Annotated in this window: 22 protein-coding genes and 1 riboswitch; of the genes, 15 read left to right on the top strand and 7 right to left on the bottom strand. The window is 45.7% G+C overall.

Going from position 1 to position 18,717, the window contains the following annotated elements:
* Window positions 1-57 precede the first annotated feature (57 nt).
* The 6 genes from rpmF (at window position 58) to PCH02S_RS11600 (ending at window position 6,292) form a co-directional block, all read left to right on the top strand.
* Window positions 58-234, top strand: coding sequence for a 50S ribosomal protein L32 (gene rpmF, locus PCH02S_RS11625; protein ID WP_028553571.1), 177 nt, complete (start codon window positions 58-60; stop codon window positions 232-234).
* A gap of 96 nt (window positions 235-330) precedes the next feature.
* On the top strand, window positions 331-2,595 hold the full coding sequence (locus tag PCH02S_RS11620; protein ID WP_127453096.1) for a helix-turn-helix domain-containing protein: 2,265 nt from the start codon (window positions 331-333) through the stop codon (window positions 2,593-2,595).
* The gene (locus PCH02S_RS11615; RefSeq protein ID WP_127453094.1) at window positions 2,582-2,848 is read left to right on the top strand and encodes a hypothetical protein; all 267 of its coding nucleotides are present in this window, start codon (window positions 2,582-2,584) and stop codon (window positions 2,846-2,848) included. The genes PCH02S_RS11620 and PCH02S_RS11615 overlap by 14 nt, the downstream gene beginning before the upstream one ends.
* A gap of 89 nt (window positions 2,849-2,937) precedes the next feature.
* Complete coding sequence (locus PCH02S_RS11610; RefSeq protein WP_127453228.1) at window positions 2,938-3,795, top strand: ABC transporter permease; 858 nt, start codon at window positions 2,938-2,940, stop codon at window positions 3,793-3,795.
* Window positions 3,796-3,812: 17 nt separating this feature from the next.
* Complete coding sequence (locus tag PCH02S_RS11605; protein ID WP_127453092.1) at window positions 3,813-4,691, top strand: carbohydrate ABC transporter permease; 879 nt, start codon at window positions 3,813-3,815, stop codon at window positions 4,689-4,691.
* A gap of 71 nt (window positions 4,692-4,762) precedes the next feature.
* On the top strand, window positions 4,763-6,292 hold the full coding sequence (locus PCH02S_RS11600; protein WP_127453090.1) for an extracellular solute-binding protein: 1,530 nt from the start codon (window positions 4,763-4,765) through the stop codon (window positions 6,290-6,292).
* Window positions 6,293-6,368: 76 nt separating this feature from the next.
* Here PCH02S_RS11600 and PCH02S_RS35715 read toward each other — a convergent pair whose 3' ends face one another.
* On the bottom strand, window positions 6,369-6,545 hold the full coding sequence (locus tag PCH02S_RS35715; protein ID WP_164819526.1) for a hypothetical protein: 177 nt from the start codon (window positions 6,543-6,545) through the stop codon (window positions 6,369-6,371).
* A 182-nt stretch (window positions 6,546-6,727) separates the two neighbouring features.
* On the opposite strand from PCH02S_RS35715, the gene PCH02S_RS11595 reads away from it, so the two are divergent.
* A complete protein-coding gene (locus tag PCH02S_RS11595; RefSeq protein ID WP_246069039.1) occupies window positions 6,728-7,573 on the top strand; it encodes an ATP-dependent DNA ligase in 846 nt (281 codons plus the stop codon).
* 53 nt (window positions 7,574-7,626) lie between these two features.
* Here PCH02S_RS11595 and PCH02S_RS11590 read toward each other — a convergent pair whose 3' ends face one another.
* Window positions 7,627-7,860 carry an alpha/beta-type small acid-soluble spore protein gene (locus PCH02S_RS11590; RefSeq protein WP_127453088.1) on the bottom strand — a complete coding sequence of 78 codons (234 nt, stop codon included), beginning with the start codon at window positions 7,858-7,860 and terminating at the stop codon, window positions 7,627-7,629.
* 179 nt (window positions 7,861-8,039) lie between these two features.
* A riboswitch (cyclic di-AMP (ydaO/yuaA leader) is annotated at window positions 8,040-8,175 on the top strand.
* Between the two features lie 7 nt (window positions 8,176-8,182).
* Between PCH02S_RS11590 and PCH02S_RS11585 the strand changes: the two genes are divergently transcribed.
* Entirely contained in the window at window positions 8,183-8,875 is a 693-nt protein-coding gene (locus PCH02S_RS11585) for a CAP domain-containing protein (RefSeq protein WP_407670063.1), read from the top strand.
* Between the two features lie 62 nt (window positions 8,876-8,937).
* Here PCH02S_RS11585 and PCH02S_RS11580 read toward each other — a convergent pair whose 3' ends face one another.
* Genes PCH02S_RS11580 through PCH02S_RS11560 form a run of 5 tightly spaced genes read right to left on the bottom strand, consistent with a single transcriptional unit; the run spans window position 8,938 to window position 14,066 of the window.
* Window positions 8,938-10,014, bottom strand: coding sequence for a GerAB/ArcD/ProY family transporter (locus tag PCH02S_RS11580; protein WP_127453084.1), 1,077 nt, complete (start codon window positions 10,012-10,014; stop codon window positions 8,938-8,940).
* A 15-nt stretch (window positions 10,015-10,029) separates the two neighbouring features.
* Window positions 10,030-10,257, bottom strand: coding sequence for a hypothetical protein (locus tag PCH02S_RS11575; protein WP_127453082.1), 228 nt, complete (start codon window positions 10,255-10,257; stop codon window positions 10,030-10,032).
* A complete protein-coding gene (locus PCH02S_RS11570; RefSeq protein ID WP_164819525.1) occupies window positions 10,254-11,459 on the bottom strand; it encodes a Ger(x)C family spore germination protein in 1,206 nt (401 codons plus the stop codon). Before PCH02S_RS11570 ends, PCH02S_RS11575 begins: the two co-directional genes overlap by 4 nt.
* Before the next feature lie 5 nt (window positions 11,460-11,464).
* Window positions 11,465-12,553 (bottom strand): GerAB/ArcD/ProY family transporter, encoded by a 1,089-nt coding sequence (locus PCH02S_RS11565; RefSeq protein WP_164819524.1) that lies wholly within the window; start codon window positions 12,551-12,553, stop codon window positions 11,465-11,467.
* Window positions 12,546-14,066, bottom strand: a complete 1,521-nt coding sequence (locus PCH02S_RS11560; protein ID WP_127453076.1) for a spore germination protein — start codon at window positions 14,064-14,066, stop codon at window positions 12,546-12,548. The genes PCH02S_RS11565 and PCH02S_RS11560 overlap by 8 nt, the downstream gene beginning before the upstream one ends.
* A 238-nt stretch (window positions 14,067-14,304) precedes the next feature.
* Here PCH02S_RS11560 and PCH02S_RS11555 point away from each other — a divergent pair, with 238 nt between their 5' ends.
* From PCH02S_RS11555 to PCH02S_RS11525, 7 genes are all read left to right on the top strand, one after another.
* Window positions 14,305-14,904 carry a TerD family protein gene (locus PCH02S_RS11555; protein ID WP_127453074.1) on the top strand — a complete coding sequence of 200 codons (600 nt, stop codon included), beginning with the start codon at window positions 14,305-14,307 and terminating at the stop codon, window positions 14,902-14,904.
* Window positions 14,905-14,932: 28 nt separating this feature from the next.
* On the top strand, window positions 14,933-15,514 hold the full coding sequence (locus PCH02S_RS11550; protein ID WP_127453072.1) for a TerD family protein: 582 nt from the start codon (window positions 14,933-14,935) through the stop codon (window positions 15,512-15,514).
* A gap of 32 nt (window positions 15,515-15,546) precedes the next feature.
* Window positions 15,547-16,134 carry a TerD family protein gene (locus tag PCH02S_RS11545; RefSeq protein ID WP_127453070.1) on the top strand — a complete coding sequence of 196 codons (588 nt, stop codon included), beginning with the start codon at window positions 15,547-15,549 and terminating at the stop codon, window positions 16,132-16,134.
* An 84-nt stretch (window positions 16,135-16,218) separates the two neighbouring features.
* On the top strand, window positions 16,219-16,428 hold the full coding sequence (locus PCH02S_RS36950) for a TerD family protein (RefSeq protein ID WP_127453068.1): 210 nt from the start codon (window positions 16,219-16,221) through the stop codon (window positions 16,426-16,428).
* Window positions 16,397-17,140, top strand: coding sequence for a TerC family protein (locus tag PCH02S_RS11535; protein WP_127453066.1), 744 nt, complete (start codon window positions 16,397-16,399; stop codon window positions 17,138-17,140). The genes PCH02S_RS36950 and PCH02S_RS11535 overlap by 32 nt, the downstream gene beginning before the upstream one ends.
* A 278-nt stretch (window positions 17,141-17,418) precedes the next feature.
* A complete protein-coding gene (locus PCH02S_RS11530) occupies window positions 17,419-18,027 on the top strand; it encodes a sigma-70 family RNA polymerase sigma factor (protein ID WP_127453064.1) in 609 nt (202 codons plus the stop codon).
* A 34-nt stretch (window positions 18,028-18,061) separates the two neighbouring features.
* Window positions 18,062-18,706 carry a pentapeptide repeat-containing protein gene (locus PCH02S_RS11525; protein WP_127453061.1) on the top strand — a complete coding sequence of 215 codons (645 nt, stop codon included), beginning with the start codon at window positions 18,062-18,064 and terminating at the stop codon, window positions 18,704-18,706.
* Window positions 18,707-18,717: the final 11 nt, after the last annotated feature.

Here is an 18,717-nt window from a genome sequence, read left to right as displayed (position 1 = left end):
CAAGAAAGTTATTATATTCTTTGTTGATTTATGTAACTGAAAAGAGGTGTTTTGACAATGGCTGTTCCTCAAAGGAGAACGTCCAAAACACGTCGCGATAAGCGCCGTACTCACTTTAAACTGGAAGTACCAGGAATGGTGAAGTGTGAACAATGTGCAGAATTGAAGAAAGCACATCATGTTTGCAAAAACTGCGGTTCATATAAAGGTAGAGAGATCGTTAAAGCTCAATAATAATATGAATTGCACCGGAAATGACACTTCTAAACAATTAGGGTGTCATTTTTGTATTTTTCCATTGTCGTTTAATCTTCCGAAAAGGAGGGACTTATGCCTTCGCGATACTCATCATTTCTAATTAAGCTGCTGATTACGACCTCACTGATTAGCGCGGTGCCTTTGCTGTGCCTGGGTGTATACGCTTTCTTTCAATCGACTTCCACGGTTCAAGCCAAGGTGAACGAAGCGAATGTGTTCATATTGCAGCAATCGCAAAGCCGGGTTGAGCAGATTCTGAAGGTAATCGACCAGGTTTCCGGAAGATTCGCGGAGACGCCGTTTGTCATCAATTCCGTGGCGAAACGCATGGAGATTGAAGATTTTCAAGATATCGATCTGCTGGTTAAAGGCCTTCTTGGCGTTCAAACCTATGAACTAGGCGTGAAATCAGCGGAGCTGCACAGTCTACAGAACGGGTGGTATATCAAAGACGGCGGCTTTTATTTTGGCACGGACGTTGCGAAAGCGTCGAACGCACTTGCCTATGTCTATACATCGCGGTGGCTGCCTGACCAGGATGCTTCTTTTGCAGGAATCAAACTTGTGAAAACGATTCCACCTCTGGCTGCCGAGCCCAAAGGATATTTATTCGTACGCATGTCGAACACGGAGCTCTCCAAGCTGCTGACGGGAGGTTTCTCAACCAGGGAAACGATGGTCTTGGATGACAAGATGAACATTATTATTCACAGTGATCCAGCGAGGATTGGCCAAAGTGTTCTTGCCGAGCCATGGGCCAAGGAACTGCAGCAATCAGGTCATACACAAGGATATGTGAACAGTACCTTATCGGGACAGCCGTATAGCGTGATTTATAATCAATCCCGGTACAATAATTGGACCTATGTGTCGGTCATCCCGCTGGAGGAAGCGCGGAAGGAATCCGCTGCTATCGGATGGGCGACGTTAACGGCATGCATTGTGCTGCTGCTTTTTGCCGCGCTGCTGTCTTATTGGGCTTCCAAGCGGATGTATTTCCCTGTACGCAGTCTCATGGAATTCACGATGCGCCATAGTAAGCCGCAAAGCGGCGGGTCTGCCGTCAAAGACGAGCTGCAATGGATCGGCACGCAGGTGGCCTCGCTCCATCAATCGAAGGAGCAGCTGGAAGGGCAGATGAAGATTCAGGCCGGCCAACTGGTGGACTACTTCATGCTGAAGCTGTTCCAAGGCGAGCTGTACCGCGGCGAAATGGAGGAGAAGGCGGAGCGGTTCCAGCTGCCTGTTTGGAAGAACTACGCGGTGCTGGTCCTGCAGATCGATACGCTGGATCAAACGCGTTACCGTTCCAGTGAGCAGGATCTGCTGCTTTTTGCAATTAATAATATGGCCGCAGAGCTGATTGGGATGCCTCAGCGTATCCATGCGATGCCTATTGGCAATTATCAGGTGATTCTAGTCGGTAGTAATACGGACAACCATATGGAGCTGCTCAGTGAATGGAGTGCGCTAGCCATGTCGGTGCAAAGTGCCGTAGACGAATATTTGGGACTGAAGGTAAGTATCGGTATCAGCAGGCCTTATGACCAACTGTTTGCGACCTCAGTAGCATTTCTCGAAGCCAAAGAAGCGCTGCAATACCGGATTCGTCTTGGCGAGAAAGCGATCCTGCATCTCGATGACTTGAAGCCCAAACAAGCCACAAGTCACTATTACCCACATCATCTGGTGTCGGAGCTAACGCAGGCTATTGCTTTACTTGATAAGGACAAGGCCGAGGAACTGCTCCATCAGTTTATACAGGACGTTCTACGCGTAGAGACGGATTCAAATGTTTACCGAATGTCTTTTGCCATGCTGTTGACGGATCTCATCCGCGTTTTGTACGACATGGGGGATACGGGGGAGCTCTCGTTTCCGGATCAACAGAATGCGTATGAGCACATGTTCCGACTGAAGACTCCGCAGGAAATCGAAGTGTGGTTTAAATCGCAGATGATTCATCCGATGATGGAGCTGACCCGCAAGCGTCACGAATCGTCCGGCAAAAGCATTTCCCGCTCGGTGATGGATCTCATCCATGCCCATTATGACAGTGAACTGACGCTGGAGCAGTGCGCGCTGCGGTTGAACTACAGCACTCACTATATCCGCCGGATGTTCCGGAAGGAAGCGGGGATGAGCTTTAGTGAATACTTGGCGGGATACCGCCATGATATGGCCAAAAGCTGGCTGAGCAGCACGGAGATGAAGATCACGGACATTGCAGAACGCTTGCAGTACACGAACGCGCAAAATTTCATCCGCCAGTTCCGCAAACTGGAAGGGATGACGCCGGGCCAGTACCGGGAGCAGCGCAGGGATGCTATTGGTTGACGATTTTGCTTCAAGCAGCGCTGATTCTAGCTATTTTCAATTTGATAGAGGTTGTTCCCATACAGGGGACAGCCTCTTTTTTGCGTTCAAAATGATTACCAGTAGGACCGCTAATGATTATAAATGCTCGCTTTATCAGCCAATAAGCGGCTCATTCGCAGGTGGAGCGCTGCTGATTATTGCAGGCAATTTCCGGTCTCGATACGCTAACGATGTCAAAACAAACGAGGAGGACGAGTCAACGTGGAACTAACTTCCAGACCGGTAAAAGCGGATACGGCTGCGAGAAGCAAAGCCCGCACGAGAATCAACCGTTTGCTGAAAAACAAATGGCTGTATGCGATGGCGCTTCCTGGCATGCTCTACTTTATTATTTTTCGTTATTTCCCCATGTGGGGGCTGTTGATTTCCTTTCAGGACTACCAGCCGGCACTTGGAATGCTGCACAGCAAATGGGTGGGTGTCAAACACTTTGAGAGGTTCTTTTTTGACGCTTCATTCGCGATGCTGTTCAAAAATACGATTATTCTCGCCGTGTACAATCTGGTCTTTTTCTTCCCGCTGCCGATTATTCTGGCCCTGTTATTAAATGAAGTGCGCAGGGAAGTTTTCAAACGCAGCATTCAAACGATTGTCTACATTCCTCACTTCGTATCCTGGGTAGTTGTGGTTGGGATTTCCTACATCTTTTTCACGACGGAAGGAGGCATCGTCAACGACCTGCTCGTTTCATTGGGCTTGCCGAAAATGGAGTTCCTCATCTCAAGCGAGTGGTTTCGAACGATGATCGTTTCGCAAGTGGTATGGAAAGAAACAGGCTGGGGAACGATTATTTTCTTGGCAGCGTTGGCCGGGGTGGACCCGCAGCTGTATGAAGCGGCAAGAATCGATGGGGCGAACCGTTTCCGCCAATTGTGGCATATTACGCTTCCTGCGATCCGCAGTGTCATTGTCATTTTATTTATCCTTCGGCTTGGGTCGTTCCTCGATACCGGCTTTGAACAAATCTTCTTAATGCTGAACGCCATGAACCGCGAGGTAGGCGAAGTTTTTGATACCTACGTTTACAACGTCGGGATTCAGCAGGGCCAGTTCAGCTACAGTACAGCGGTCGGATTGTTTAAGTCGATCATTGGGCTCGTGCTGGTGGTTGGGGCCAATCGGTTGGCCAAAAAATTCGGCGAAAGCGGCCTGTACTAAGAAGGGAGTCGTGTTTAATGATCAACAAAAGCATAGGCAGCCGCATCTTTGACGGCTTCAATTACACGTTTCTGGCGTTGTTTGCGCTCGTCACGCTGCTGCCGTTTATCTACATCATATCGGTTTCATTTGCAGAGCCGGAGGAGGTGCTGAGACGGGGATTCATTTTGTTCCCTACTTCCTTCTCGTTGGAAGGTTACCGCTACATTTTCTCGACACAAACGATTGTGAACAGCCTGTTCGTGACGATCGGCATTACGGTGGTCGGTACCTTTATCAATCTTTTGTTCACCTCGCTGCTCGCCTATCCGCTTTCGAGGCAGGATTTTGAAGGAAGAAAGCTGTTTATGATGCTGATCGTCTTCACCATGCTGTTTCACGGCGGGATTCTGCCAACGTTCCTGGTCGTTAAGGCGCTTGGCATGCTGAACAGCTACTGGTCTCTGCTGATTCCCAATGCGATCAGTGCGTTTAACCTCATCGTTGTTGTGAGCTTTTTCCGTCAGCTGCCCGAGGGACTTGAGGAAGCGGCCAAAATTGACGGCTGCAGCGATGTGGGCCTGCTTTTCCGAATTGTGCTGCCGTTATCGGCGCCGGTGCTGGCTACGTTTGCCTTGTTTTATGCGGTAGGCCATTGGAACACCTTTTTCAACGCGATCATGTACATTAACGATTCGAAAATGTGGCCGATCCAAGTCTGGCTGAGGCAAATTGTCATCTTATCCCAAGGCGGTATCGGTGACTCGACGCAGTTTGATCAGAATTATATTGCGCCTCCATCGCAAATCATTAAGATGGCCGTCATCGTCATTTCAACGGTACCGATTTTGCTCGTCTATCCGTTCCTTCAGAAGCATTTTGCCAAAGGAGTCATGATCGGTTCTGTAAAAGGTTGAACAGGCTCCCGAAAACTATTGTGATTGGGAAGCATTCATATAAAATAAGACTATGGGGAGGCATTGCCACAATGAGAAAATACGCGGGAATGAGAAAAAGCGGTTTGGCTGCAATGGGTATGATGGTTGGCGCTGCTGCGCTGCTGGCCGGTTGCGGAAACGAAGCGAGTCCAGCTGCAGGAGGGAATGCGGGTACTAGCAGTGCTCCCGTAAGCAAAGAGCCCTTGAAGTTAAGTGTCATGACACTCATGTATGCAGAGCCGCCCAAAGCGGACAGTGAAGTGCAAAAGCAGATTGAAGCTTATACGAACACGAAATTGGACATCTCTTGGGTCCCCAACTCTTCCTACAAAGAAAAGGTTAATGTTACGATTGCTTCCGGCGAGCTTCCCAAGGCGCTGCTTGTGCAGAACAATAAGGATTCGAACATTTTGAGCGCGGTGCGTGCCGGCGTGTTCTGGGAAGTGGGTCCTTACCTCAAGGACTATCCGAATCTGTCTAAAATGAACCCGGCTGTTTTTGACAATATCAAAGTGGATGGCAAAATTTACGGCTTATTTCGTGCCCGCGATTTGTCCACCTACGGGGTTATTTTCCGCAGCGACTGGTTGAAAAACGTAGGCTTAAGCGCACCGAAAACGCTTGATGATTTATATAACGTTTTTAAAGCGTTTACACTGAATGATCCGGACAAAAACGGCAAAGCGGACACGGTTGGTTTGACGGAAGAGAAAACAATGGACGGTTTTGGCGTCATAGCCTCCATTATGGGTGCTCCGAATTCCTGGGAAGTGAAGGATGGCAAATTAAGTCCTGATTTTCTAGCGCCAGAGTATTTCGAAGCGATGAAATTTTATAAAAAGCTGTACGACGAGAAGCTCATCAAGCAGGACTTCCCTGTTCTGAACAATCAACAGAAGAAAGACGATATCAACCAGGGCAAAGCTGGAGCGGTAATCTCGAATATGATTGACGGAGCGGGTTATCAGGCATCGCTTTCCAAAACGTTCCCTGGCTCGGATGTGGACGTCGTCTCCCGGATCACAGGACCCAAAGGCGAGAGATTGCCGGGCGGCGTAGGCTATAACAGTGTGTTCATGTTCCCGAAATCAAGTGTGAAAACCGAGGCGGAATTGAAACAAATTCTTGGCTTCTTTGATAAAATTTCCGATCAGAAGATGCTGGATTTGCTGGGCTGGGGCATCGAGGGCAAACACTATAAGATCGAAGACGGCAAACCGGTATTTATTGATCAAAAGCTGCAGGACACCGAAGTAGGCTCCAGCTATCTGCAACTTCAAATCGCCAAGTATACGGCAAAAACGACGGGGAAAGAAACACCGCTCATGGAGAAATACGGCAAAATGATTAAAGAGAACGAGGCTATCGCGGTCAATAACCCGACGAATCCGCTCGTTTCCGAAACCCAAACGACCAAAGGCAGCGAGCTGAAGCCGATCATTGACGACGCCCGGACGAAGTATATCTTGGGTAAAATCGATGAGGCAGGCTGGAAGCAAGCGATCGAACAGTGGAGAAAAGCAGGCGGCGATAAAGTCATTGAAGAGTTCAGCGCGCAATACGCGAAGAGCGGCAAGTAAGGCTGTAAAGTGGCAAAGGCGTCCATGAAGGTAGAGAAATTCTACTTTCACGGACGCCTCTTATGCGTATGGCAGTTCAATTCCATCCTTTAGCAACCATCGGTTTCTTCTTCGTTTTCTTGAACAATCTATAAAATAAGCCGAGTTCCTTTTTCCGTTTGAGAGTGGCTTTGATACCTTCAAGCAGCAGCATTGATCTAAGTTCGTCGCGACGGTTTAACGTATGCAGTCTTTTGATAAATAGCTTGTCCATGCGAACATCCCTCCCATTCATCTACCTCCATTATAAACGGAATCTGCGAATTTGATTGTCGCTTTGTAGAGAGGGTTTCCACTTGTTTTGTCGAAAATGGAGCGGGTAGGCCTCGATTTCCTTCAAGTCCCTATAGGCAGATGAATGACTGTGCAGTATTATCTAACGTAGGGTGATATCATATGTTCATTTCTCCTATGCTTTTGCAAGACGCCAAAGATAATAGACCTTATAACAGTAAACATCATGTGGCAGAACTGAAGTTAGACGGGTTCAGGTGCATTCTTTCTAATTTGGACAAACTCTATGTATATACGAAAGACAATCAATTGGTAACGCATAAATTTCCTGAGTTGTTTCAGTGTCCGTTTCCCCAGGGAACGATTCTTGACGGTGAATTGGTTATTTTGGATGATCAAGGTAAACCGGACTTTGAAGCGATGTCAGCCAGATTTTTAAACCCGACAGACTTATCGCCTGTTGTATTCTTTGCATTTGATATTTTAAAATACAAGGGAATTGATGTCACTGAATTACCCTTGCTTAAACGCAAGGAGCTGTTGGAGCAAGCTTTCATCGAAAATGACAGGTACAAAAGGGTGAAGGTTTACGAGGGTAAAGCGGTGGATTATTTTGAGAAAATCCGGCAGGGTGGGCTTGAGGGCATTATTTTGAAGTCGAAAAAAGAACATTTCAAGTACGAGAGCAACAAACGCTCCAGGCAATGGCAAAAAGTGATTAACTGGACTTATGCAGATGTTTATATTTCTGGTTACAGGAAAAATAATTTTGCTTTGCTGGCGTCCATTGATTCTGCGAATGGTTTGAAGATTCCGGTTGGGGTGATTGAGACCGGGATAACGCCTCTGCATCAGAAGGCTCTCGATGGCGTCAAGCACCGTTTAGTCTACAAAGAGGACAATCATTTTGCTTATATGGAGCCGCGGCTCATGGCCAAAATCAAAACGAAAAACTGGACGAGAAACGGAAGGCTTCGTTCGCCGGTTTTCATGGAATTTGTGATGTGAAAAAAGACTGGATCACCAAGGAGGAAGTGGTGGTGCAGTCTTTTCTTTGTACATTACATGCGTCTAAAATTACCTGTGCTGCTGCCGCTTAGCTGCTGCTCGGCGATTTGAATCAATCTTCTCGTAATGTGTCCGCCGATTGCGCCGGTATCGCGAGTAGCCATGTAGCCGTAATACCCGTCCTGAGGAATCTGAATACCTAGTTCCTGAGCGACCTCATATTTCATTTGCTCAAGAGCTGATTTTGCTTGTTGCACAAGTAATGTATTGCTTCTACTGCTAGCCATCTGGATTCACTCCTTTATTTGGTGTATGAGTATTTTGTGGAAGTTATGGTTTTTTATTCATGGTGATGGAAAATTTTTTTATTGCGCGATGAGTGCGCTTTCATAAGGTAATGGAAAATTTTGCGGCATGTTTTCGGAAAAACCCCGTGTTACAATCGGAAAGATCGAATATGTATCAAAAACTTAGAAGGCCGAAGCTTCTTAGAAAGCACGGGGGACCCAATCTTTGGGGTGAAGCCGCTATTGATGCGGCCGGGTGATTACTCTTTGACCCGAATCCGACAGCTAACCTCGCAGGCCGCAAAAAGGAGAGATTTCTATGTTGAAACGTTATAAACAGCTAGTCGTAACCGGTGCTATTGGTCTGAGCGTCCTTATGAGTTCCAGCGCAGCCATGGCGGCATCCGCCACGTACACGGTGACAGACAACGATACCATGTGGTTGATCTCCCAGAAGTATGGCGTAAGTCTCACTTCGCTGATTCAGGCTAACCCTCAGGTTGCCAACCCGAACGTGATCTGGTCTGGGATGACGTTGAACCTTCCTGGCAGCGCAGGGACAAGCGGCGGCTCTCAAACAGCAGCACCGTCAGCGCCGACTCCATCAACACCAACAGCCCCGTCAACACCAGATACACCTGCGCAATCCGCTTTTGCCAGCCAAGTCGTTACATTAGTTAACCAGGAACGGGTAAAAGCTGGGCTACAAGCGCTAACCAGCGATAGCGCACTTACAGCAATGGCGTTGGATAAAGCCAAAGATATGTATAACAACGACTATTTTGATCATACGTCGCCGACTTACGGGTCACCTTTTGATATGATGAGCACTTATGGCATTCCTTATTCCTATGCAGGTGAGAACATTGCCAAAGGACAACCTACGCCAGAGGCCGTCATGGACGCCTGGATGAACAGTACGGGACACCGCGAAAATATTTTGAGCCCTAATTACACGAAAATTGGCGTCGCCTATTATAACGGAGAATGGGTGCAGGAATTCATCAGCAACTAATGCGCTATAACGATCCAAAAAAACAGCCCTTGTCATTTCCCAGGTGGGATTTCGCAAGGGCTTTATTTATATTTCAACTTCGCTACCCCCCACATCAAGAGTGGCAGTATGATCCCATGAATGGGTAATAAATAAGGGATCGCGATTTTTTGTGGAAATACCACGGAACTATCGATAAAGTCCCGAGGAATCAAGGTAAACAGCGCGATAACCGGTGCTACGAACCAAATCATACGCCGCCATTTTTTAAGACCGAAACTTTGAGCTGTTCCATATGTGCAAACAAAAAAGTAGAGAGAAACTTTAGTGAACACACTAATAATCCAGATGGCGATAACAAAGGAATCGAGGTTTTGAAAAAAGTCGAAATAGGAAATATATCGGATCAGATTAAAGTAAGGATAGGTTTGGCCCGAAGCGGAGATATGTCCAAATACCGTAAGGATTAAGAAAGTCGAAATGCTTGTTAACACACCTGCAGCAGCCACCCCAAGTATGGCCGGTTTCATCCCATCTTGAGGTTTTGCAAGAAAGCCCATGATGACGAGCAGAAGGATGCAATCTCCGAGAAATGTTGAAGTGGGCAGCGCTCCTTTTAGGATTGTCATTGCACCGGTATCCACATAGAAAGGAAGGATATTGTTAATATGTATATTTTTTAGGCTCAGCAAGAGAGGAATAGCAATCCCAAGCAAGGTAAAAGGCCCTAAAATTTCGCAGCATCTCGCGATAACCTCTAAGCCCGCGAAAGTTACATAGATCGCTACGAGGAGCATGCCTAGCATCGGGACAAGGATCGGCGTTTTGGGAAGAATAGTCGCAACGATGAACTCAGCGTATTGCCTTATGATAATCGCAAGCACGCTGTACCAATAGATGAAATACACCACAATAATCGTATAGCCAATGTATCGGCCAAATAATTTTTTTGAAAATTCTACGATGGTTTGCCCTGGATGATAGATACTCAATCGTGAGCAAACATAAGCGATCCCTGCACCTATTCCGGTTGCGCAAACGGTTGAAAGCCAAGCGTCTTGCTTCGCAGTTTGGATAGATGGATTTATGGTCAGTAAAATGGTCATCCCCAGCTGCATGGTCAATATCATCCAGAATAATTGTTTCCCGCCAATCTGCATGTCCGTGAGGCTCCTTTAATGATCTAAGAGTTTGCCGAGAGGGTAGAAAATGTAATTTACCAGCTGCGTCGGACCCGGCATACCCGGATTCATGACTAAAACGATCGCTAGCATCCAGCATAAGGCTAAAATAGAGAGATAAGCCGCTTTGTCTTTGGTCGGTCTGTTTTTCAAGCGAAACCACTGAAAGAATGTGATGATCAAGCACGCGGCCATGCATAGAGGAATGTCTTTGGATGTCATTTGATATACTCCGCTTCCTTTTCTTCTTCTTCTTGGGATTGAGAAGTTTTGATGCTGGATAGCCCAGGACGCAGCATTCTGGCATCCGATTGGACAGTAACTTCGACGTTCGGGAAGATCTCGTTCCAACGTTTTTGGTTTTGACGCCATTCCTTAGGGTACGCTCGGTGGAATTCCCCAGCGAAATCAAAAATGTCCGCTTTGAAACCTTGCTGAACCTTTCGCAAAGCAACTGCGACACGCTCTTCAATGTCATCATTCATAGCGGCTTCCACGCGTTTAACAGCTTGCTGATCGGAGGCGAGATCCAGTGAAGTTGTATTTTGCAGGGCATCATCTTCCGTATGAATCCAGACGTTCATGCGCCACTTGCCGTTTTCGATGATTGGCTGCAGTTTCGTCTCGCTTTTCAATAGTCGAAGGGAGACGTGGCCGGAGACACCTTCCGGCGTCACAGTAACGACGGCTGTTTTGATCTCGTCCCTGAGCCAGAGCAGGCCGCGGGTGGTTGGATCGTCAATGGTTCCAACCATCTTATCGTCTTTGAATACGGCCGTATAATTGGTGAAACTCCCTGTATCGTCGTGATTTCTCGGTGTGTTCGCCCCGAGGAGCTCTATAAAAGGCAGGGCGGCAGCGCCGGACTGATTTACCAACATGTGTGCCAAATCCGCCAACGTTACACTAAGGATGATTTTGCTCTTGGCAATTTCCCTCATAATCTCTGAGGAGTTCCGCTCCAGCCGTGTATTCATCTCGAGAATTTCGCGTGCTTTTCCCTTGCAAATATACATAAAGGCACGCTCTCGCGGCTGAGGCGCTCTCATTAAGTAATCGACCTCGTCTCGAACCCCTTGTCGCGCGACAGACTCACCGAAAATAATGATTTCTGTATGACCCCAGAAAATTTTGCGCGGCATCTTCTCTTGAATTTTAGAAACCGCATCAGCAATATCAACGCCTACCGCGGATTTGACGAGGGAAGTTTGAATGCTGCCCCCTTTGTTGCTGCTTTCTAACCCGCCGCCGCCTCCCCCGGGACTTCGTGGAATAAAAATCTGTATGGTCAATTCGATCGACTTATCATCATATTTATCAATCGCTGCTCCGGTGACGAGTGCCAAATCGTTCACTTCCGTCCGATCCCAGCAGCCCGTCAGCAGAGGGGTGAAGAGACTCACCGTTAAAAGTAGCTTCAGCATCGCTTTCATCCTTGCTGCCCCTTTCTGAAAGAAGCGGCAAGAAGAAGCATGGAGGGAACACCAAGCTGTGTGATCAATGCCAAAAAAGGGATATTGGTGCCTATAGCGTGCATGAGTTCCTGAAAATTAGGAGAAACCCAGAAACTGAGCAGCAGTATCAGAAAGCCAACGGGAATGATAAGAGGCCGATAATCAGAGAGTCCCAAACATTGCGCCGTACCAAGCACAGTGGCATAGTAGATCAGTGATACTTTAATGAACATCCCAATGATCCAAATGGTCATCACTAGTGCTTCTATATGTTCCAGAAAGTCAGAGATGGAAATATAACGTACGGCAGTGAGGAAAGCATAATTGAATTTAACCGTAAGCGATCCGAACATTAATAAAATGGTCAGATTAATCGTAAGCAAGGTGATCATGACAATGCCGACGCTAAGGAAGCTCCACTGCAAAACATGCCGCTTTTTATTCAAAAATGGATAAAGAAACGACAACATAAAAAACTGGGTAAACCAAGATGAGGGGACAAGTGACCCCACTAGCAAGGGAAGCGGGCCATCTCCCAGAATAGGAAACATCTCTTTGGGATGGAGATCAGGAATCATCAAGACCAGCATGATGAAAATGATGAGCACAGCCGAAGGAATAAGGATTTGCGAGACTCTGGCGAGCACCTCAATCCCCTCATATAAGACATACGCACATATAGCCACCATACAAAAAATGACGAGTGCCATCGGTGTTTCATGTAAAAAGTTGCCGATGACAAATTCCCCGTATTCGCGCAGAACGAGCCCATTCGTAAAGATAAACGACACGAGAAAGAAGCCGGATAGCGCCTTCCCTGCGTACATGCCGAGAATCACTTCCGTATATTGGATGAAGGTTAATTCCGGATATTTGAGATACAGGCGATACATGACAATCACGGACAAAAGCCCTACTAATGCCGAAACCAGCGGTGTCATCCACATATCAATGCCGGCGGTTCTCATCGTGATGGACGGGACAGATAAGGTGGCGGTAGCGAGGACAGTTGGATGCATAATAATAGCTAATTGAAGGGGGGAAATACGTCCCTTTTCAATCATGAATGTCATCCCCTTTTGGCGAGTCTGGTCTTTGGCCAGAGGGCTGCCGAATCGCATTCATCTTTCCGGTAAATTTAGGGCGGGTCCGCATGGACCAGATTGGTGCGCGAACGATCACATCTTTCAACTCTTTTGCTTTAATCGGCGCAAGGGGCTGAAGGTAAGGAACACCAAGCGACCTTAAGGAGCAGAGGTGGATCACGATGACAATAAATCCAAGCATGAGTCCCAGCAGTCCTAGAATTCCCGACAAAATCATAATGGGAAATCGGAGCATTCGCAAAGCAATGCCTGTGGAATACTGCGGCATCATGAAGGAGGCAATTCCCGTGATAGCCACCACCATGACCATGGGAGCCGACACCAAACCTGCGGAGGTTGCGGCTTGTCCGATGACGAGAGCGCCCACGATACTGACAGCGGCACCTACCTGCTTAGGGAGACGGACACCGGCTTCGCGGAGCGCTTCGAAAGAAACTTCCATGAGAAGAGCCTCAACGAGTGCGGGAAACGGAATATCTTCTCTGGACTTCGCAATGCTGAGCAAAAGGGATGTAGGAACCATCTCTTGATGAAAGGTCAAAATAGCCACATACAAAGACGGGAGCAGCAGTGTTATGAAAAAAAACATATAACGCAGCCAACGAATTAAGGTTCCGATTATAAACCTTTGATAATAATCCTCTGGTGATTGCAAAAGTGAGAACAGTGTAGCAGGAGCTATCAACGAAAATGGCGTTCCATCTACCAGAATGGCTGTACGGCCCTCCAGAAGTGCCGCAGAGACAACATCCGGACGTTCGGTTACTTGAATTTGCGGAAAAGGAGACAGCGGATGATCTTCAATTAAGCCCTCGATATATCCGCTTTCCAGAATGCCGTCGATTTCAATTTCGGCAATCCGTTGTTCAACTTCCTGAATGAGCCCCTCATTGGCGATGCCCTCCATGTAAATAACGACGACTTCCGTGCGTGTGTGTTTTCCTATTTTGTACGAAACCATTTTGAGCGAGGGACTTTTTATTTTCCTCCGCAGCATAGCTGTATTAACAGACATTGTTTCGGTAAATCCCTCGCGTGGACCGCGAATAACGGATTCTGCCGACGGTTCCTCGATGTTTCTCTTTTCCCATTGAGCGAGACCTAGTGAGTATGCCAAAGGGATTCCGTCGATGAAAAGTTCGACATTGCCTACAGAAAGATGGGCAATAATGTCTGAGAATGTCGAAGCCTCCTTGACGTCTGAGATGGAAATAATGGATGACAGTTCCTTTTCCGTGTAATTCCATTCTTCTATGGTCTCGCTAAGTAAAGGACTTAGGACGTTTCGATCCAATGCTTCAAGATTAACCATCCCTTCGATATAAACGATGAGGGCTCTGGTTGTTCCTCCAATAAGGAATTCGTGGAAATTGACATCTTTGCATTTTGTATATATAACCTGAAGAGTTCGAAGGTTATCATCGAGTGAGTAGGAAACAGCTTCCAATGAATTCGACAAACTTGCATCCATGAGAACGCTCCTTAGATGTGATAATTATCTGTTTGTCCAATTAACCAAGTTGCTAAACCAATTCATCAGGGAACGAACTAACAAAAAATATTAGCGAAATTTGGATAAAATAGTGATGTAAAGTAAAAATATGTATGGAGTCTGAAAATTTAATCGAAACTTGTGAAACGTGATGGGCACTCATCCGTATCAAAGTAATGAGCGTACTACAAAACAAGTTGTGAAGGAGGTGGCCTGATTGACTATCAGTTTGGTCAAAGGTCAAAAGATCGATTTAACAAAAGGGAATGCCGGTCTTACGAAAGTAGTTGTAGGTCTCGGATGGGATCCTGCTGTCATTGAGAAAAAAGGTTTTTTCGGAACGAAGAAAACAGCTGTAGAGATCGATTGCGATGCTTCAGTGATTTTATTGGATGCTAATGGTAAACTGACAAAAGAGAAAAATGTCGTGTACTTCGCGAATTTGCAAAGTCCCGATGGCTCCGTTGTTCACTCCGGAGATAACCGTACGGGTGAAGGCGATGGCGATGATGAGCAAATTTCGGTTAATTTGAGTCAAGTGCCTGCGGACGTTAGTAAAATCATTTTCGTTGTAAATATCTACGATTGTGTTAATAGAAAACAGGACTTCGGTCTGGTTCAATCCGCTTACATTCGAATTCTGAATGATTCTAATAATCAAGAATTGGTTAAATTTAATTTAACTGATAGTTACGCTGGTAGAACCTCTTTAATCGTAGGTGAAATTTACCGCCATAGTGGTGAATGGAAATTTAACGCGATTGGTGAAGGCAGTACGGATACGACAATTGGACAATTAGTTAAACGTTACACATAATCCACTATACAAAGCGAGGTCATTATCCATGGCGATTTCATTATCTAAAGGTCAAAAAGTTGATTTGACAAAATCAAACCCAGGTCTGACGAAAGTAGTTGTTGGCTTAGGTTGGGACACGAATAAATATGATGGCGGTAAAGACTTCGATCTAGACGCTTCCCTTTTCTGTGTGAACGCAGCTGGTAAAGTGAATTCTGAAGCTGACTTCATTTTCTATAACAACCGCAAAAATGCGAATGGATCCATCATTCATAACGGTGACAACCGTACAGGTGCTGGAGACGGGGATGATGAGCAAGTTAGTGTGGATCTGGCTAATGTGCCAGCTGAAATAGAAAAAATCGCATTCTGTATCACGATTCATGAAGCGGATGTCAGAAGCCAAAACTTCGGACAAGTATCCAATGCCTATGTGCGTATCCTTAACGAAGGATCTGGCGCGGAACTGATTCGTTACGATCTTGGCGAAGACTTCTCTATCGAAACAGGCGTAGTAATTGGTGAGTTGTACCGTCACAGTGGCGAGTGGAAATTCAGCGCAATCGGAAGCGGCTACAAAGATGGTCTTGGTGGACTAGCTCGTGATTACGGCTTGCAAACTTCCTAATAAGTCAAAAATATTCTAAGGAGCTGTTGGATATGGCAATCTCCTTGTCCAAAGGTCAAAGAATTGACTTAACCAAAACAAACCCTGGTTTAACGAAGGCGATTATCGGTTTAGGCTGGGATACCAACAAATATTCCGGCGGTCATTCTTTCGATTTAGATGCCTCGGCCTTTCTGCTGCATGCAGACAATAAGGCCAAAGGCATTGAGGATTTCATTTTTTATAACAATTTGGTTGGTGGAAATGGTTCGGTTCAACATACGGGAGACAACCGGACTGGTGATGGAGACGGCGATGACGAGCAGATCAAGGTTGATTTCTCGAAAATCCCTGCGCATATTCACCGTATCGGTATTGCCGTAACTATCCATGATGCAGCAAGCCGCAATCAGAATTTTGGACAAGTGTCCAATGCGTTCGTTCGTCTTTTCGATGAAGTAACAAATCAAGAAATTTTACGCTATGATTTAGGTGAAGATTTTTCTATTGAAACTGCGGTTGTCATTTGTGAGTTATATCGTGACAGCCAAGGTCAGGAATGGAAATTCCAAGCGGTTGGAAGCGGCTTCCAAGGTGGTCTTCAAGCATTATGCAAAAATTATGGACTTGATGCGGAGTAAAGCTTAAACTAGTTGGGGTGGTGCAGTTTAGGCATCACCCCTTTGCTAGCCAATAGGCATACTTCATCCAGGCACTAGCAAGATATGCTGGAATATGAACTGGAAAATCACTTCTCCATCAAGACAGCTATAGTTGCAGGAGAATTATATAGATACGGCGCAGCGTGTAAAGTTAGCGCAATTGGATCTGACTCCTCGGATGGGTATGAGAGTGGGTTGCAGGCAGTAAATACTTGGGAAAATTACAGGAGGGTCAAGAAGCATGGCAGATTTTTTTCAAAGTTTCATCAATAACTTTCTTAGCTTTTTTAGCTGGGAAGTGTTGTCGGAAACAGTGACAGATCCCGTAAACTGGGGGATTATCGGTACACTTGTTATCTTAGAGGGCTTGCTTTCGGCGGATAATGCGTTAGTACTCGCGGTTATGGTTAGACATTTACCTAAGGAACAGCAGAAAAAGGCGTTATTTTACGGACTTATTGGTGCTTACATCTTTAGATTTGTAGCTATCGGTGTAGGGACATTCTTAGTTCAAATTACATGGATTAAAGTACTTGGTGGTCTTTATCTCCTCTGGATCGCAATCAGTAATCTCTTCTTCAAGAAACATGAAGAGGATGAGAATGGCGAAGTGAAGAACAAAGGTCTTTCCTTCTGGCGTACAGTATTAGCGGTAGAAGTGATGGATATTGCATTTAGTGTGGACAGCGTGCTTGCTGCTTTTGGTGTCAGCGAAAAGGTGTGGGTACTGTTCCTTGGAGGTATTTTGGGCGTACTCATGATGAGAGGCGTGGCCCAAGTCTTCTTGAAATTAATTGATAAAATTCCGGAATTGGAGAAAACAGCTTTCATTCTTATTATCGTGATCGGTCTTAAGATGATCGCCGGCGCTTTTGGTATCCATATCTCCCATGTTCTTTTCTTCTCCGTGATTATTGCTTTGTTTGGCGGTACGATTATTCTCAGCCTACTGCGCAATAAGAACAAATCAGAATCTCACAACTAAAAAGAGTGCATAATTGAAACTGTGCATCATATCTTTGAATAAGAGGATCTCAACTCATTCAAAGAAGGTGCACAGCATGATAATAGGCGGGTTTATACTCTGTGGAATCATTCTCGTGATCATTGTCGTCGCAGCCTCTGAAAAAGCAGAATCTGTGTCCAAATTTATCGATAAATAGACACCTATGGAACCTGTAAAGGTTTCTTTTTTTTGATTCGATTTGGTAGAATATAAAGATAGAGTCGAAAAGATGGCAGTTAAGAAAAAGGAGCTGTAACATGCTGCAATTAAGCGATAGTCAGCTTGCAACAATGTGGACTCAAGGGGATTCCAAAGCGTTCAGCCGACTTCTTGAGCTGTATAAGGACAGAATTTACCGGTTAGCCTATCGGATGCTGCGTAACAAATCGGATTCGGAGGATGTCGTACAAGAGACGTTTCTACGGGCGTATCAGCACTCCCATCGCTTTGACGCAAGTAAAAATTTCTCTACTTGGATTTTTAGCATTGGCAAAAATGTGACCATTGATTTTTTGCGTAAAAAGAAGTCGGAGTTGTCCATGGATACCAATCCAAATCCGTTTCAAGATGCGCTGCCTTTTTATGATAAGCTGACAAGCTTTGAGAAAACGCCTGAACTTCAATTAATTGAGCAAGAAACGGCCGAACAGGTAGAGCTGATGATTCGCGAGCTGCCTGATAAATATAAAACGCTGATCGTGTATAAATACTTTCTAGATATGTCTCTGGAAGACATCAGCAAAGAAGTGAACTTACCTGTTACGACGATCAAAACAAGGTTATTTCGCGGCCGAAATTACATTAAACGTAAATGGGGCTCGCTATTCTTTATGCTGCAAAGCCTGACATCCGTTATTATTTTTTAAACATAATCATTCTAGTAGACAGAGGAGCATCCGAATGAGCACTTCCAAAATTGAAGCACCAAAGATGCCGAAAGAGTTGCCTCCGATATCACTGCCCGATGAGGGAATGAACTCGGAAGATAGCTTTCACACTGGAATTATAAGCGATTGCACAATAGATAATCAGAAAGCGTCAAAAGTTGCTTTTGATAAAATTATTTTCCGAAATGTCACCTTCACACGAATTGCTATGAAAGACATTGAGCTGACCGACGTCATCTTCGAGAAATGTGATTTATCGAATGTAGATTTCGGAGAAGCAACGATCCATAGAACCGAATTTAGAAATTGCAAAATTATCGGGATGGATATGACTGGAGCGACCATTCGTAATGTGCTGTTCGATTCCTGTTTAGGGGATTATGTTAATTTCCGGATGGCTAATTTCAGACAAGTTGCTTTTGAAGAGTGTTCGCTTTTAAGTGCTGATTTCTATGAGACAACGCTGCAAAAGATGTACTTTGAGACATGCAAGCTGGATCGTGCTCAGTTCACGGGAGCCAAATTGGCTGGAATCGATCTTAGTTCCTGCGATTTCACTAGTCTAGGCGTGGGTGTGGAAGAATTACGCGGCTGCATCATTTCGAGAGTGCAAGCTTCTGTATTCGCAAGTCTTTTTGGGCTTATACTAAAGGAATAAAGGTACTAGTG

Source organism: Paenibacillus chondroitinus NBRC 15376, assembly GCF_004000765.1.
GTDB lineage: Bacteria > Bacillota > Bacilli > Paenibacillales > NBRC-103111 > Paenibacillus_E > Paenibacillus_E chondroitinus.
The sequence above is the reverse complement of the archived record's forward strand: the minus strand, read 5'-3'. Positions and strand labels throughout refer to the sequence as shown.

Bases quoted from the DNA above. Each gene is read 5' to 3' on its own strand.
- PCH02S_RS11525 (WP_127453061.1), top strand. From the start codon at position 18,062: ATGAGCACTTCCAAAATTGAAGCACCAAAGATGCCGAAAGAGTTGCCT.
- PCH02S_RS11530 (WP_127453064.1), top strand. From the start codon at position 17,419: ATGCTGCAATTAAGCGATAGTCAGCTTGCAACAATGTGGACTCAAGGG.
- PCH02S_RS11610 (WP_127453228.1), top strand. From the start codon at position 2,938: ATGGCGCTTCCTGGCATGCTCTACTTTATTATTTTTCGTTATTTCCCC.
- PCH02S_RS11580 (WP_127453084.1), bottom strand. From the start codon at position 10,014: ATGCAGATTGGCGGGAAACAATTATTCTGGATGATATTGACCATGCAG.
- PCH02S_RS11600 (WP_127453090.1), top strand. From the start codon at position 4,763: ATGAGAAAATACGCGGGAATGAGAAAAAGCGGTTTGGCTGCAATGGGT.
- PCH02S_RS11595 (WP_246069039.1), top strand. From the start codon at position 6,728: ATGTTCATTTCTCCTATGCTTTTGCAAGACGCCAAAGATAATAGACCT.
- PCH02S_RS11575 (WP_127453082.1), bottom strand. From the start codon at position 10,257: ATGACATCCAAAGACATTCCTCTATGCATGGCCGCGTGCTTGATCATC.
- rpmF (WP_028553571.1), top strand. From the start codon at position 58: ATGGCTGTTCCTCAAAGGAGAACGTCCAAAACACGTCGCGATAAGCGC.
- PCH02S_RS11620 (WP_127453096.1), top strand. From the start codon at position 331: ATGCCTTCGCGATACTCATCATTTCTAATTAAGCTGCTGATTACGACC.
- PCH02S_RS11560 (WP_127453076.1), bottom strand. From the start codon at position 14,066: ATGGATGCAAGTTTGTCGAATTCATTGGAAGCTGTTTCCTACTCACTC.
- PCH02S_RS11570 (WP_164819525.1), bottom strand. From the start codon at position 11,459: ATGCTGAAGCTACTTTTAACGGTGAGTCTCTTCACCCCTCTGCTGACG.
- PCH02S_RS11615 (WP_127453094.1), top strand. From the start codon at position 2,582: ATGCTATTGGTTGACGATTTTGCTTCAAGCAGCGCTGATTCTAGCTAT.
- PCH02S_RS35715 (WP_164819526.1), bottom strand. From the start codon at position 6,545: ATGGACAAGCTATTTATCAAAAGACTGCATACGTTAAACCGTCGCGAC.
- PCH02S_RS11535 (WP_127453066.1), top strand. From the start codon at position 16,397: ATGGCAGATTTTTTTCAAAGTTTCATCAATAACTTTCTTAGCTTTTTT.
- PCH02S_RS11590 (WP_127453088.1), bottom strand. From the start codon at position 7,860: ATGGCTAGCAGTAGAAGCAATACATTACTTGTGCAACAAGCAAAATCA.
- PCH02S_RS11565 (WP_164819524.1), bottom strand. From the start codon at position 12,553: ATGATTGAAAAGGGACGTATTTCCCCCCTTCAATTAGCTATTATTATG.
- PCH02S_RS36950 (WP_127453068.1), top strand. From the start codon at position 16,219: ATGCTGGAATATGAACTGGAAAATCACTTCTCCATCAAGACAGCTATA.
- PCH02S_RS11550 (WP_127453072.1), top strand. From the start codon at position 14,933: ATGGCGATTTCATTATCTAAAGGTCAAAAAGTTGATTTGACAAAATCA.
- PCH02S_RS11545 (WP_127453070.1), top strand. From the start codon at position 15,547: ATGGCAATCTCCTTGTCCAAAGGTCAAAGAATTGACTTAACCAAAACA.
- PCH02S_RS11605 (WP_127453092.1), top strand. From the start codon at position 3,813: ATGATCAACAAAAGCATAGGCAGCCGCATCTTTGACGGCTTCAATTAC.